This window comes from Xenorhabdus sp. SGI246, assembly GCF_040838225.1.
Taxonomy (GTDB): Bacteria; Pseudomonadota; Gammaproteobacteria; order Enterobacterales; family Enterobacteriaceae; genus Xenorhabdus; species Xenorhabdus indica.
In genome coordinates this window covers 54,452-68,900 of sequence record NZ_JBFPEZ010000030.1, presented here as the reverse complement: position 1 = coordinate 68,900, position 14,449 = coordinate 54,452, and the positions used below count along the sequence as shown (strand labels likewise).

At 39.6% G+C, this 14,449-nt stretch carries 10 protein-coding genes, 1 tRNA gene and 3 pseudogenes; 7 read left to right on the top strand and 7 right to left on the bottom strand.

The features are described from left to right. The 3 genes and pseudogenes from ABLA85_RS07805 to ABLA85_RS07795 all read right to left on the bottom strand — a co-directional run. Positions 1–635: pseudogene (locus ABLA85_RS07805) on the bottom strand (hypothetical protein); the annotation flags it as partial. A gap of 212 nt (positions 636–847) precedes the next feature. Beyond that, positions 848–1,861: pseudogene (locus ABLA85_RS07800) on the bottom strand (tyrosine-type recombinase/integrase). Between the two features lie 162 nt (positions 1,862–2,023). Continuing rightward, positions 2,024–2,111, bottom strand: a tRNA-Ser gene (locus tag ABLA85_RS07795). Between the two features lie 183 nt (positions 2,112–2,294). Here ABLA85_RS07795 and tusE point away from each other — a divergent pair. Next, positions 2,295–2,624, top strand: a complete 330-nt coding sequence (gene tusE / locus ABLA85_RS07790) for a sulfurtransferase TusE (RefSeq protein WP_367962852.1) — start codon at positions 2,295–2,297, stop codon at positions 2,622–2,624. A gap of 15 nt (positions 2,625–2,639) precedes the next feature. Here the strand turns inward: tusE and yccX are convergent, their stop codons facing one another. Beyond that, the gene (gene yccX, locus ABLA85_RS07785; RefSeq protein WP_367962851.1) at positions 2,640–2,918 is read right to left on the bottom strand and encodes an acylphosphatase; all 279 of its coding nucleotides are present in this window, start codon (positions 2,916–2,918) and stop codon (positions 2,640–2,642) included. Between the two features lie 299 nt (positions 2,919–3,217). Between yccX and hspQ the strand changes: the two genes are divergently transcribed. Further along, positions 3,218–3,538, top strand: a complete 321-nt coding sequence (gene hspQ / locus ABLA85_RS07780) for a heat shock protein HspQ (protein WP_176551317.1) — start codon at positions 3,218–3,220, stop codon at positions 3,536–3,538. 218 nt (positions 3,539–3,756) lie between these two features. Here hspQ and helD read toward each other — a convergent pair whose 3' ends face one another. Beyond that, entirely contained in the window at positions 3,757–5,853 is a 2,097-nt protein-coding gene (gene helD / locus ABLA85_RS07775) for a DNA helicase IV (RefSeq protein WP_367962850.1), read from the bottom strand. Positions 5,854–5,918: 65 nt separating this feature from the next. Between helD and yccS the strand changes: the two are divergent. Further along, a pseudogene (gene yccS, locus ABLA85_RS07770) lies at positions 5,919–8,109 on the top strand (YccS family putative transporter). Between the two features lie 119 nt (positions 8,110–8,228). Here yccS and ABLA85_RS07765 read toward each other — a convergent pair. Beyond that, entirely contained in the window at positions 8,229–8,828 is a 600-nt protein-coding gene (locus ABLA85_RS07765; protein ID WP_367962857.1) for a TfoX/Sxy family DNA transformation protein, read from the bottom strand. A gap of 249 nt (positions 8,829–9,077) precedes the next feature. On the opposite strand from ABLA85_RS07765, the gene sulA reads away from it, so the two are divergent. Then, the gene (sulA, locus tag ABLA85_RS07760; protein WP_367962848.1) at positions 9,078–9,644 is read left to right on the top strand and encodes an SOS-induced cell division inhibitor SulA; all 567 of its coding nucleotides are present in this window, start codon (positions 9,078–9,080) and stop codon (positions 9,642–9,644) included. A 352-nt stretch (positions 9,645–9,996) separates the two neighbouring features. Continuing rightward, the gene (gene ompA, locus ABLA85_RS07755; protein ID WP_367962846.1) at positions 9,997–11,265 is read left to right on the top strand and encodes a porin OmpA; all 1,269 of its coding nucleotides are present in this window, start codon (positions 9,997–9,999) and stop codon (positions 11,263–11,265) included. Positions 11,266–11,362: 97 nt separating this feature from the next. Here the strand turns inward: ompA and matP are convergent, their stop codons facing one another. Further along, positions 11,363–11,812, bottom strand: a complete 450-nt coding sequence (matP, locus tag ABLA85_RS07750; RefSeq protein WP_367962844.1) for a macrodomain Ter protein MatP — start codon at positions 11,810–11,812, stop codon at positions 11,363–11,365. Between the two features lie 205 nt (positions 11,813–12,017). Between matP and ABLA85_RS07745 the strand changes: the two genes are divergently transcribed. Both ABLA85_RS07745 and fabA read left to right on the top strand, forming a co-directional pair. Continuing rightward, the gene (locus ABLA85_RS07745) at positions 12,018–13,748 is read left to right on the top strand and encodes an AAA family ATPase (protein ID WP_367962842.1); all 1,731 of its coding nucleotides are present in this window, start codon (positions 12,018–12,020) and stop codon (positions 13,746–13,748) included. An 84-nt stretch (positions 13,749–13,832) separates the two neighbouring features. After that, a complete protein-coding gene (fabA, locus tag ABLA85_RS07740; RefSeq protein WP_367962839.1) occupies positions 13,833–14,351 on the top strand; it encodes a bifunctional 3-hydroxydecanoyl-ACP dehydratase/trans-2-decenoyl-ACP isomerase in 519 nt (172 codons plus the stop codon). The last annotated feature ends 98 nt before the right edge of the window (positions 14,352–14,449 follow it).

Genomic DNA, 14,449 nt, shown 5'->3' with positions numbered 1-14,449 from the left:
TTGCACACCGGGTTAATAATTTCTTCATCACTAAAACGCTCCATTAAATTGTATATTTTACCATCTCCTGATTTTAGAAAGAGTCCATCTAAATTATGCAAATCTACTGGATTTCTATTTTTATTAATTTCAATCATGGACATGACGTCAATTCTTCCCGTTCCAATCATCATTAATTCAAAAACGTGTTCATCTAGGTAGGCTAGTTCAGATGAATACTCCCAATACACATACCTTAGTTTTTTATTGAAATATTCACGAGTCAATTGTTCTTCTTTTGCATTTAATTTACTCATCCTTTTAATATACTTATTAAACTCAGATTCCATGAATTCACTTAGTAACTCTTGATATTTTTTAGTGCCTTTTTTTATGGATTCATTTTCATTTGTGATTAAGGTGAATGAAAAATAACTCTCCAATCTTTCGGTGAATAGTATATTTTCTTCCCAAGCTTCCCTGACAACATAATTATTATTATATGGCAACCTTACTGATAGAGTTAATTCTCCATCTAATCCCAATTCCAATAAATCTAATACTGTAACATTCTCTTCCAACGAAGAGGATAATCTACTTGCAGCCTCATTTAGATCAATCCATTTTTTTACTTTAAGAAATTTACTTTTTATCACTAAAACACCACCTCATGCCCTCTATTAGTAGGAGCTATGCCAGCCCGTAGAGGTGTACGGGTTTTCGGGGATCAGCCTAGACATAGCATTATTCTTTAACGTCTTGGATAGTCTACTAAAGTGGATAGTAGCTGTCTATTTGTACATTTAGTGTTTTGTAGGCACAAAAAAAGCCAGCTCTTTACTGGCTGGCTTGGTCTGTTACTGGTGGCCTATGCGCGCTTAAACTTGCCATGCACAACATTATCACCGTTCTCTAATGCCTCCATATAATCAGCGTAGCATTGCAGCATTTCCCGACGACCATCCAGATATTGAGCGTGGTTGTAAGTGCCTCGAATGCTGTTTTTATCGACGTGAGCAAGCTGTTTTTCAACCCATGCAGTGTTGAAGTCTTGATCATGCAGAATGGTACTCATGGTGTGTCGGAAGCCGTGACCTGTCGCCCGCCCTGAATATCCCATACGGCGGATCATGGTATTGATTGCCATATCAGATATATGCTTTCTGTAATCTGTCCGGCTTGGGAAAACATATTGATAACTGCCGCTGATAGGCTGCATCTGCTTCAATAAATCGATAACTTGATCTGATAATGGCACTACATGAGTACGGCGCATTTTCATTTTTTCGGCTGGAATTGTCCAAACAGCCTTATCTAAATCAATTTCTGACCATTCAGCTTTGCGGAGTTCTCCCGGACGAACGCCAGTTAATTCAGCATTCGCAATGCCGTTCTGACTATCTGGCTACCCATATATTTATCAATAGAGCGCAGAAATTCAGGTAATTCATCGACTGAAAGGTGAGCGTAGTGTTCGCGTTGATGAGGGATAAAAGCACTCGCTAAATCGGGGGCTGGGTTATATTCAGCTCGTCCGGTGATAATTGCGTATTTCCAAATTTCGCCACAACGTTGACGGACTTTTTTTAACTTTTCAGTCGCCCCCGCGCTTTTCCATTCTCGAAAGAACATCCAGTAATTCCAGGGGCTTTATATCTGCTATTGGTCTATTGCCAATATAAGGAAATACGTCATTTTCAAAAGCACTCATCATGTCAGCGCGATTCCCTGCCGACCATCTATCTTTGCGTTTTTCGTACCATTCAAGAGTAATTTTTTCAAAAGTAGGTTCTATCAATAACCAAAGCCCATTTCCATCAGATAACGTATAAACCTATGCTTTTGGCTTGGCTCTCTTAATTGCCACGTCTGTTAGCTTCATCATTTTACCCGTGTGTATAGGAAGATGTGTATAGGAAAAACTATACACAATTTCATGTCGCTTTCAGGAGATGTTAGGAGAAGTTAGGAGACTTGAATTTATTGTTATTTATTGATTTTATTTAGAAAAGTAGACTTTAAGAGATGCCGCTTGAAGTGTAGATGGCGGAGGAGGAGAGATTCGAACTCTCGGATGGTTTCCCATCGGCGGTTTTCAAGACCGCTGCCTTCAGCCGCTCGGCCACCCCTCCGCAATGCCGAGCACTATAAACATCACTGTTCCCAATGTAAAGTATTTATATGTTCAATTGACGTCAATTTGTTCATTTCACTGCTTGTTGGATCATTTATTCAGCATTTATAGTGATCTTTCTTGGGGATAAAGGTGATTTTTGCTAAATTGCCGCCATTATTTATAGATTGGTTAAAAAGTTATGTTGGTATTTGAAGGTCGTGAGATCGAAACTGATGCACAAGGTTATCTGAAAAACAGCAGTGAATGGAAAGAAGCTATGGCACCACTGCTTGCTGAGCAGGAAGATATCACTTTGACCGAACAACATTGGGAAGTGGTTCGTTTTGTGCGCAAATTTTATGAGGAGTTCAACACTTCTCCTGCTATCCGAATGCTAGTCAAAGCAATTTCACAAAAGTATGGTGAAGAAAAAGGAAATAGTCGCTATCTTTATCGTCTATTTCCTAAAGGGCCAGCAAAACAAGCAACTAAAATTGCCGGTCTTCCAAAACCAGTAAAATGTATCTGAATCAGTCATCCGTCTTCAATGACGGATGCTGAAATCGTCCATCTCTTCCACTTCACAAAAATGTGATTGAAAATGTTCAATCTTTGAACCCGGAGGCCCTCCCTGCTCTAACCAATGGATTAATTTTTTGATTTGCTCCTCATTACCACAAGCAGCTATTTTGACGCTACCGTCATTCATATTGCGAACATATCCCAATAACTTATTTTTCTTTGCCCAGTGATATGTTTGATAGCGAAAACCAACTCCCTGTACTCGTCCATATACATAAATGGTGATACTTTGAATATTCATCTTTTTTCTCCCCCCGCAAGCAAAATCGAAAAAATATCCCCAACCCCTTAATAGGGTGTTTTGCCGAAAGTGCGTTTATTTTTTCTTGAGTAACAGTTTGGGATCTATTGGGTATAATAACTTTGGCATACTAAGACCACTTTTAGTATTGTATTTTATATACACAACAGCTAACCTGAATTATGAGATGGTGATCACATACCATCCTGCATGCAAGATTCCGGTTACCGGGTGTGCGCTTGAAATTTACCTTTCTGCCCTTATATAAGAGTGATTGCAAGGTTTCTCTGGAGGTGACTATGATGATCGCCAGCAAATTCGGTATCGGCCAGCAAGTAAGGCATAAGTTGCTAGGCTATTTGGGTGTTGTTGTAGATATTGATGCTGAATATTCTTTAGAACAACCGCAGGAAAATGATATTGCATCTAATGCTACTTTACGTTCAGCTCCGTGGTATCACGTTGTGATGGAAGGTGATGATGGGCAACCCGTTCACACCTATTTGGCAGAGGCACAATTGACTTACGAGATATCAGATGATCACCCAGAGCACCCTTCTCTGGATGAGTTAGCTGAGTCTATCCGCAGCCAGCTATTAGCCCCACGGTTAAGAAATTAATACAAGTCTCTTCTATTTACTGAACACGATTTTTAACAATTCTGGTAAGGAAAGGCGGTGAAACAGAAGCGAACATCGCCTTCTTTATTTTTTCAATCCTAAACGAGGAAATTCAATTTTTGAGCAGCGATCCGATGTACTTGTACCAGACTATCAAAATTATCTTCATGACAGATTAAAATAGTTTTAGCTATCAGACAGCTCCCTCTCCCGAAAGCTTAAGGTTTACGCTGGCTCGAAACCCCCAATTGAGAGAGTTGATGAATAAAGAACGATGGTTTTTTCAGATCCTGCATCAACCATACCTGTTTTTTTGCCCTTGTCAGGGCAACATACAAAAGGTAACTCTCTTCTGCATCAGAAAATTTTTCAAGTTGTGGCAATAATACCTGTTCCAATACGGAACCTTTTTCTGATGCAGGAAATCCATCTTGACCTTGCTGTAATCCTAAGATAATTACGTAATCTGCCTGTTGTCCCTGGGATTCATGGATGGTCATGAATTTAATATGCAAATTCGGCCAACGGGTAGACGCTTTTTTCAATAACTCAGGCTTAAGATAATGATAACGAGCCAATAACAAAATAGTCTCTTCATTGGTGACATAACCACTCGTTTTGTTCAGTAATGCTTCCAACTGTTCTTCCGGCAAAATTACAACTGATCTTTTATTTCCTTTCATTAAACTACGAGGAATTAAGTCGCTGAGTGAATGGCTCACCTGACAGAGATATCGCTGGATAAATCCATTGGCAATTTCACCAATACGATCATTAAAACGATAAGTGGTATCCAAAATACATTCAGTAACTTCGTCAAAAATATCTCCATCAGGAATGCTTTTACCGAAAACCTTTTCAGCAAAATTAAAAGTCAGTTTTGTACCATTAATTTGATAAATTCTCTGCCAATCATCTGCAACAGCAAATAGATGACTTTGTTTATTCTGTATTCTCAGTGCTGCCAATAGCCTGGTGCTTAATGGAGAAATATTCTGAAAGTCATCCAGCAAAATATGTTTCCACGGACTAATGAAACGCCTTTTTTCCAGAATATTCACTGCCTGACGGATCAAACCAGAGAAATCCATCGTTCCTTCTGTTTTTAATGCTGATTTCCAGGCTTTCAATATAGGGGCCATAAGGCGTATACGTTTTTGAAACAGGACAGCATATTCAGATGAGGCTTGCTCAATCATCTCTTTCTGATTGCCACCGTGCATTCTTATTAGCCCCAACCAATATTCCAAACGACTGGATAAACGAGTCTGCACTTGTTTATCATGCCAGTACTCACCATACGGTAGTTGCCAGCCCAACTCTTCTTCTAACCATTCCCGCCAACCTTTTGCCTGGGCTTTCTTTTCATTACACTGTTTTTGCCATTCCCGAATGAGAAAATCATGGCGTTTCTGAGTATTAGTTTCTAATTCGCTGATCTTTGCAGCACGATTACCAGCTTGCTGAATAATATTGAGTGCCAGCTCATGGAATGTTTGCGCTTTTATCTCTTTTGTTTCCAAGCGTAACTGAATACGTTGATTTATCTCATCAGCCGATCGATGCCCACACGAGAGTAATAAAATCTGTTCAGGACGTGCCTGTTGGCGTAACAATAACCATCCAACACGCGCGACTAAAACAGCAGTTTTCCCACTCCCCGCACTTCCCAAAACTAATATGGATTTTTCACCGTTAACTACAGCCCGGCACTGAGAACAATCGAATGGCGAATTTTCTACAGACTGGAAAAACTCACCATATTGTCCCAACATCCGATCAACCCATTGTTGGTTTATGTGCTTTAATTTTTTTTCTCCTTCATTCAACCAGTCCAGGCAAATCTGATAGTTATCATAGCAATTCTCAAATTGTTTAATTCTTTGTAAGGGTAAAGGGAGGGATTGAAATGTTTCCTGGATTTGTTGCTGTACTAAAGATAAGTCTGCTGCTTTAATCCAACGGTTCTGTTGCCTGATTTTGTCAATTTTATTTACCTGGGCAGTCAGTACCTCAGCACTGATATCACTCATTTCGAGGCTCCATACCTGCCATCTTTTCAGTAAATAATGGTAAAAATGCTGTGTTTGCTGCCATTCAGTCCCATGTAAACGGACAACTTTTCCTTCAGATAATTCAAATTCTAGTTCCCCCCAGATAATCCCTCGCTTACACTGAACATCAATTAATTGATTAAACGGAATTAGGTACTGGTGCTTGTCACCACTGACTTCAACGCCAGCATTAAGCAAACGTACCCGATTATATGGATGCCGGGCAAGCCGTTGGCCAATTTGTGTTGATTTTAGTTCCATTGTAGTAGCACCGTACCTGAAAATTATTGAGCGCCCCGCTCATGTAAAGTTGTTAGGAGTATTTTGTGCTAACGGTTTTTTCCAGCTCCCGCCATTTTCTGTATAATAATCATGTTCTCTATTATATTCGTATATTCATTGCGCTAACAGGTACGACTCTCGTTCCCTGGTTATTGCAAGAAGAGCCCAAAATCACGATCCCTCTGACTTTAGGCGTCGTTGCCGCAGCATTAACAGATTTGGATGATCGCTTAGTCGGCCGTTTACACAACCTTATTATCACTTTAATCTCCTTCTTTGTTGCCTCTATATCCATCACTCTGCTTTTTCCTTATCCCTGGCTTTTCTTTTTCGGTCTGGCAATCTCTACTTGTAGTTTTATCCTGCTAGGTGCCTTGGGACAACGTTATGCTACTATTGCCTTCGGTGCTTTATTGATTGCTATTTATACTATGCTCGGTGCATCCATATTTCCTGTCTGGTATCAACAACCTTTATTATTACTCACTGGTGCAATCTGGTATAACTTGTTGACATTGGCCGGGCATTTACTGTTTCCTATTCGTCCTTTACAAGAAAATCTGGCTCGTTGTTACCACCAGCTTTCTGCCTACCTTTACGCCAAAACGAATCTGTTTGACCCCGATGCTGAAACAGAAGAAGATAAACAAGCTGTATTTGATGTTGTTATGGCTAACAGCACATTAGTCACGACACTCAATCAGACCAAAATAGCTTTATTAAGCCGTCTGAAAGGGGATCGAGGACAACAAGGAACCCGTAAGACTCTCCACTATTATTTTATTGTTCAGGATATTCACGAACGGGCTAGCTCATCCCATATTCAATATCAAAAACTGCGGGAAACGTTACGTCACAGCGATATTCTGTTTCGTTTCCAACGATTACTTTCCATGCAGGCACACGCCTGTGAGCAAGTTTCACAATCCATTTTTCTGCGTAAACAGTATCAGCATAGTTCACGTTTCGAGAATGCATTCAACTATCTTGAATGCTCTCTGGAGAGATTAAAAAAACAGCAACCAATTAACACCAAGATAAACGCATTTAATAACTTACTGAAAAATTTACGGACAATTGATGTTCAATTAGCAGGACTTAGTTCTGACCAATATTTCATTTCCCATGGCTGCTCTTACATTGATAAATCAAGCAATGAAAATCAAGGCCATAATAAACAAGCAGATACGCAATTATCCGATGAAGCTTTAACGGGTTGGCGCGATATTTGGTTTCGGCTCCACAGCAATCTGACGCCAAAATCAGCCCTATTCCGCCATGCTGTTCGTATGTCTGCTCTGCTATGTACTGGTTATGCAATTATCCAACTGTTTGATTTACAACGGGGCTATTGGATCTTGCTGACCAGCCTATTTGTTTGCCAACCTAACTATAGTGCAACCCGCCGTCGTTTGGCCTTGCGTATTATCGGCACCCTGGCAGGCATTTTGTTTGGGTTACCCATTCTCTACCTTGTGCCTTCTATTGAAGGACAGTTATTGTTGATCGTGATTTCAGGTGTACTATTTTTTGCTTTCCGTAATATTCAATATGCACATGCAACCCTGTTTATTACGTTGCTGGTTTTGTTAAGTTTTAATTTACTGGGAGAAGGTTTTGAAGTCGCTTTACCCAGAATCACAGACACGTTGATAGGTTGTGGTATTGCTTTACTGGCAGTGAGTTTTATCTGGCCTGACTGAAAGTTCCATCAATTACCGCATGTTATTATCCGCACTATGAGTGCAAATTGTCGTTATCTCAATGCAATTGTGCTGCAATATCATCAGGGAAAAAGTAATAGTCTGGATTATCGGGTCGCTCGTCGTAATGCCCACAATTGCGATGCTGAACTGGCATCCGTGATCTCAAACATGTCATCAGAACCCAAAAAATCATAGCATCTCTCAGGAGGCGGCATTTCGTCTGCTTTGTCTTAACCATACAATGCTGAGTTATATTTCTGCTTTAGGAGCACATCGCGATAAACTTAATGATCCTGTCATTCTGAAAATATTTAATGATGCAATCTATCATATTGAATTTGCATTACAGAAAGACAGAATCGATGATAAACCTCTTCAGTATATTTCAGAGCATTTGATCGAAAGAAGTAATCAACTGACTGCTGATAACAATAAAGTTCAGCTTGTATTACAGCAGGTAGTGTTACTGATTGAATTATTGCCGGAGATTGTTACATTAAAAAAATACTGCTCTCTCCTGCTATACTGAAATCATTGAAGGAGCCAAACTGTATATCACCAATACGAACCCAAACTAAATTAAAATACCAAAGATAGGAGCATAGCCCCTATCTTTTATTTTTATCATGCAGGGTAATTTTAATTACTTCATTCTAATTCTTTATGCCAGAGCAACAAATCATGGCGTAATTTTTCTGGTAAAACAGCGACATGACAACCTTCTATTGCACCAGCCAACGCAAGCAATACATTAACACTCATCTTTTTCCTATTTCGTTGCAATTTAAGATAAGCCGCTTTTGCTCCCAATACGCGCAATTCTTCTACTTTAGATATGCCTACTTTCCATAGTTGACGTTCCAGAGCTATCCCTAAATTGGGAAGGTCCTTTAACCTAAGAGGTATTTTCTGCCTGCTGATAATATCTGTTAATGTACATTGATAGGCCAAGTTGATATATTCAAATAATTGTTTTTGATCCTGCCAAAGTGATTCACCGACTCGGTAATATCGCAAAACCACTGGAATCCCCCTTTTTGAATAGATAAACTTTTCCATTCCTCTGACTTTAAATAATACCTCTGCATGACTATTTCCTCGTAAATAAAGCTCTCCCTCAGAACTCAGGGCGAACAAGACTCCATCAATTGATAATCCAACTCCACCAAATTGAGACTTCTTTTTAAGTTTTCCCAGTGAAGATACACTATGTTCCAATTGATCAAAACGAGCCCCAGATAAAAACATTTTTATCACTCCATGAATTATATCCTGCTTAAATATTTTATGTGCTATATCCATGTTTGCTATTAATGAAATAGATAACAAGAACAAGTAATTAAAACCATACTCAATCTGTTCCAACCTGCCAATCATTAAGTTAGAAAAAAACTGTTTTATGTGAATTTTTGCGAAGTGCTTTGAAAAAAATACCCTTGCCTTTAGACAAACAACAGAGTACTGTATAAATATACACACATCATGGTGGGATGAGTTATGAATATTCAGTTAATTTTGGAATATCTTATTGAGAATAAAATTGACCGTAATAGAGCTCAAAAAATAGATAATGTGACAAATATCGCATCTCCAAAATTACAATTCTCTATTGAATCTGGTCAGTCCACTATACAGGCAAAAAATGCCATGGTTAGAGAATTTCTCTACAATGAGCAGCAGCCTACGATCAGTCAAATCCTTCTTCCTTTATTACATCAATCCGGGAATGAAAATAGATGGTTACTCTGGATTACACCTAATAGGAAACTAAGCCGTCAATGGCTAATAAATTCAGGCTTACCTTTGCGTAAAATTGTTCAGTTAAACCAAATTCTTCCCATTGCCTCCCCTGATGCCATGGAGAAAGCATTAGCAAGTGGTAATTACAGTGTAGTTTTAGGATGGCTACCAGAATTATCTGAATATGAGGTGCAAAAATTACAGTTGGCAGCTCATAAAGGTACGGCATTAGGTTTGATTATGCGTCCACAGAATTTATCCGGCCAACTCAAAATCAAAATATTACCAAGCACAATAAAAGTTCATTCTATTTACTATCATTGAATTAAATTAGGATTTATCTTAATATTTTTTATAGTAAACAATTCGCTACTAATACATGCTTTTATTCATAAGAAAATTCAATGTATTATAACAGTAAATATCGTAAGTTACCGTCAGTAACATTTAGCAATTGTAATTGTATATTTAAAAAATTTGCGCCACGCATCATAGTGTACTTGTAAGTTTTAAAGTTCGTTGTAGACTTTACAAAGTCGGGGTTGTACTTGCTAATCTTATATTTTAGGAGCCATCTATTGATAGAAGTGCATATACCCAACTAAATATCTCAACTAATGGCCAATAATAAGACTTTTAAGGCTAATTGCTTATTTGGATGATAACGAGGCGTACAATGAAGAAGACAGCTATCGCAGTGGCAGTAGCAGCTTTCGCAACTGTTGCTCAAGCAGCTCCCAAAGAGAATACCTGGTATGCTGGTGCTAAGTTAGGATGGTCCCAGTTTAATAAGACAAAATTTACTGACTTTGGTTCTAATGCAGCAACAGCGTTTGCAGCATATGAGAAAAAAGATTTAGACAAATATGTAAAAAAAACAAATGTTCCCTCTACCCAGCCGTTTGCCGCAACAGGTGATGCGACAGACAGAAATCAACTAGGTGCTGGGGCTTATATAGGCTATCAGGCAACTCCATATTTGGGTTTCGAACTGGGTTATGACTGGTTAGGGAACATAAAATATAAAAGCTCCGCCAATAATGGCGATTTTCGTGCTCAGGGTGTCCAGTTGACAGCAAAATTAAGTGTTCCGGTTACGAATGATTTAGATGTTTATACCCGCTTGGGAGGGATGGTATGGCATTCAAAGGTTTCAGCCCATTATAATTCTAAAGACATATCTTATACAGGTAAATCTTTCCTTGAAAAGAAAGATTCGTCACTCGCCTGGTCGCCAACTACAGACAAGGTAAATGTGAAAACCAGTAGCACAGGCATTTCTCCATTAATAGCGATTGGTGCTGAGTACGCACTAACTAAAAATCTGGCAACTCGTTTGGATTACCAGTGGACCCCCAAAGTAGGTCGAGGAGGAGATGGTAACTCACGTCTGGATGGTCGGGAGGCTGCTATCGGGGCTCGTCCAAATATTGGACTGCTAACTGTTGGTATTTCTTATCGTTTTGGTCAGGATGAAGCCCCCCTGATTGCAGCACCTGTTACTCCGGCTCCAACTCCTGCTATCGAGAAAAAGAGCTTTACCCTACGCTCAGATGTTCTGTTCAACTTCAATAAATCAACATTGAAACTTGAAGGCAAGCACGAGCTGGATAATCTCTATAACCAACTAACGAAAATTGATCCAACTCAGGGACATGTTTTAGTAATCGGTTATACTGACCGTATTGGTAGTCAACGCTATAATTTGCCCCTGTCTCAAAAACGCGCCCAATCTGTTGTAGACTACCTGGTAGCAAAAGGTATCCCTGCAAACAGTATTCAAGCTGAAGGTCGCGGTAAAGAAGATCCTGTTACTGGGTCAGCATGTAATAACATCAAAGCTCGCGCTAAATTGATTGATTGCCTGGCCCCAGACCGTCGGGTAATCATCAATATTCAAGGTACTCAGGAAATTAATCAGACTCAATCTAAAGTATCTCTGTAATAGGCTCATTAGTAATAGAAGTGCAAACCCCATGTTCACGCATGGGGTTTTATTTTGCAGTAAGCTTCGTCTGTCATCGTGCTATAAGTTGTCGGATTCATTTCCCTAAAATAGCAGCCAAATCCTGTTTCAAGCTCAACATCTGGTGAGTGTATTTTTCTTTATATTCAGCATCTTCCAATAGTTGCACTATTGTTTCTGATAACGTCTTACCTCGGCGCTGGGAAAGATTTGAAAGGCGCTGCCAGACATGAAAATCCAAATCAATAGACTTTTTACGTGAATGCTGATGTTCAGCATTAAAATGGCGTTTACGTCGTGCCCGAATGGTTTGTTTCATGCGATTGGATAAATCTTGATTCATGTGCTGTGATATCCATTGCATTACCTTGACAGGTTCTCGTTCCAGCTTCAGCAATTCACTAACGGCATCCTGAGCAGCACTTTTTTCAATATACTTAGTAATTGGCTCACCTTCACGATGCTTTTTTACCAAATAAGCCCATTTCCAGCCACATTCCAGATTTTCCAATTGTTGATATTTCATTTCATCTCTCAGTGACAGCGTAACTTAATTTAAGCATAGCAATTATTTATCTAAATTGCTCATAACAGCACAAGATACTGAAATATTTTATGGGCAGTTAATGAGTTAGCACGAATATTATCTTTTTCAAAGATTATAACATGTTGGTTCACTGCTTAATCTTGTATAATAAATGTTTCTTTTTTCACTACATGTAGCTATCACTTTGACGAATCTAAAATTAGACTGGCAGTCATTACAGCCAGACAGTGCACCTTATCAAGCACTTTTCAATTCTGTTGCTAAATTGCCTGCTATTACTATAGAAGCAATTCAACCCAGATTGCATAATGGACTAACACTTTTTTGTCAGGCCAACTTACGTCAATCTTTTATGTTGCTAAAAGCAGAAGAGAGTGATGCCTATCTGGCTCTTCTGTCTGATACAGTGTCTACATTATTACCAGAAAATCGTCCCAATGTTGGAGGCTACTATCAGATTGAACACCAAACCATCACGTGGCACCCTTCTGGTGAAGGCCCTTTCTCACCAAACCAGCGTGTTGCTTATCGTGAGTGGATTGAACCGGAACAATTGTTTGGCAATATTTATACACATCAAGGCGTGCTTCAGTTACAACCAGGGCTTATTCATCACGTTAATGGTGGAGTCCTAATTCTACCTCTGCGCACTCTGTTATCCCAACCACTAATGTGGGTTCGTCTCAAGCAGATGATCATTCAGCGCCGTTTTGATTGGTTATCACATGATGAGAATCGTTCCTTACCTCTGCCAATTCCCTCTATTCCATTAGATTTACATCTGATTCTTGTAGGAGATCGGTTGAGCCTTGAAGAGTTACACGCAATCGAACCAGAGTTGGCAAGTAACGCTTTATACAGTGAATTTGAACTGGATATGCCATTCCATGAAGAAGCAGATCTGGCAATATGGTGTCGCTATGTCAACGGACTCATTCAGCAACAAAAATTCCCATCTTTGAGTGCCGATGCATGGACAGAATTGCTCAGACAAGCTATCCGTTATACTGAAGATCAATTCAGTCTGCCTTTAGATATCCAGTGGTTGAACCAAAAACTGACAACGGCAGCCAATTATCAGCAGAAAAATCAGATTACACTTCATTCTCTGCAACAGGCAGAAGAGAATCGACGTTGGCGCCATGCATATTTGGCTGAGCGTAGTATAGATGAAATCCTGAAAGGCCAAATACTGATCCGCACTCAGGGTGCTGTTATTGGCCAAATTAACGGATTATCCGTACTTGAATATCCGGGCTATCCAGATCCCATCGGTGAACCTTCTCGTATCAGTTGTGTTGCCCATTTAGGCGATGGGGAGTTTATTGATGTAGAGCGTAAGGTTGAACTGGGTGGCAATATTCATGCAAAAGGCATGATGATCATGCAGGCTTATCTGATCTCTGAATTAAAACTGGATCAACCACAGCCATTCTCTGCCTCGATTGTATTTGAGCAATCCTACGGTGAGGTTGATGGGGACAGCGCTTCATTGGCAGAATTATGTGCATTAATCAGTGCCCTGTCACAACAACCTATTGACCAGCAAATCGCTGTCACAGGTGCAGTAGACCAATTCGGTTTTGTTCAACCAATTGGTGGCGTTAATGAAAAGATTGAAGGTTTCTTCCATGTGTGCAACTGCCGTGAATTGACTGGTTCACAAGGTGTGATTATTCCAATGGCCAATGTACAACACCTATGCCTGCATCAGGATATTGTTAGCGCTGTGAAAAGTGGCAAATTCCATATTTGGGCTGTTGAACACGTATCCGAAGCCGCTTCATTATTGACCGGTATCCCTTACTATGATGCACAAAAAGAACACTTGTTAGCTATGATATACGAGCGTATTACACAAGTGAATAATCAAGAACGTCCTAAGCTACCTTGGTTCTTACGCTGGTTGGGTTAGTGAACCTATATCTGATCGGAGTTGTTCAGCGTACAACTGTACGCTATTCTTTAGCCTTACCCAATGATAAGGCTATTTCAAAATATGTTTAAAAAACAAGAGTCCTACACGAAAGAAGAACTTCTAGCCTCTGGAAAAGGTCAGTTATTTGGTGAGAATGGGCCACCGCTCCCTTCTGGCAATATGTTAATGATGGATCGCATCATTAAGATGACAGAAGACGGTGGCACTTATAATAAGGGGTATATCGAAGCTGAGCTCGATATTCATCCTGACCTGTGGTTTTTTGATTGCCATTTTATTAATGATCCCGTTATGCCTGGTTGCCTTGGCCTTGATGCAATGTGGCAACTTGTTGGTTTCTTCATGGGCTGGCTTGGCGGCGAAGGCAAAGGTCGTGCACTTGGTGTTGGAGAAGTAAAATTTACAGGGCAAGTGTTACCAACAGCTAAAAAAGTCACTTATCGCATTAATTTTAAACGTGTTATTAACCGTAAACTTATTATGGGTCTGGCTGATGGTGAAGTATTAGTGGATGGTAAACTTATCTACACAGCGACCGATCTGAAAGTTGGCGTATTCAAAGATACTAGTAATTTTTGATATTTTTGTATTAATTACCCATTCCTTCACCTATGGCAATCACCTCCGATAATTATTGCAGAGGTGATTTTCTTAAGCTGAGTTGTTAGCTAAATACA